Annotated in this window: 1 protein-coding gene; it reads right to left on the reverse strand. The window is 38.9% G+C overall.

The genetic code is table 11. The features are described from left to right. On the reverse strand, positions 1–866 hold an 866-nt coding region (locus FUA26_RS15700), incomplete at both ends, for a PKD domain-containing protein (protein WP_394344915.1).

Here is an 866-nt window from a genome sequence, read left to right on the forward strand (position 1 = left end):
TCAATATTTTCAGTGTTTGTATTGTCTATTACTGGCGCTGTAGTGTCTTGTACTGTAATTGTTTGATCTTGACTAACAGCGTTGTTACATTCATCAGTAGCTGTCCAGGTTCTGGTAATAACGTATGTTCCAGGACAAGCACCAGGTGTAGTTACATCAGAAGATGTAATAGTTATGTTAGTGTCTGCAGAACAATTATCAGTAGCAGTAGCGGTACCTAAAGCAGTAATAGATAAATCGTCGCTACATTCAGCAGTTACATCAGCAGGTAAAGTAATTATAGGAGCTGTGTTGTCTTCAACAGTAATAATTTGATTAAGGCTAGAAGCATTGTTACATTCATCAGTAGCTGTCCAAGTTCTGGTGATAACATAGGTGTTAGCACAAGCACCAGGTGTGGTTTGATCAGAGAATGTAATAGTTATATTAGCATCTGGCGAACAATTATCGGTAGCAGTGGCGGTACCTAACGCTGTAGTAGACAAATCATCACTACACTCAACAGTTGTATCACTTGGTAATGTAATTACAGGAGCTGTAGTATCTTGTACAGTAATGGTTTGAACAAGACTAGTGGTATTGTTACAAGCATCTGTAGCTGTCCAAGTTCTTGAAATAACATAGCTATTAGCACAAGTTCCAGGTGTGGTAACATCTGAGAATGTGATATTAACAGCAGAACAATCATCAGTAGCAGTAGCGTTACCTTGAGTAGCAGGTGTTAAATCGTCATTACATTCAGCAGTCGTGTTATTAGGAATTGTAAGTGTTGGCGCTTCGGTATCTTTAATTAAGTAAGTAGCTGTAGTGGTACTAGTAAGTCCGCACTCATCAGTAGCCGTAAATGTAACAGTAACAGCACCGTT

The sequence above is a fragment of the Seonamhaeicola algicola genome (assembly GCF_007997385.1).
GTDB lineage: Bacteria > Bacteroidota > Bacteroidia > Flavobacteriales > Flavobacteriaceae > Seonamhaeicola > Seonamhaeicola algicola.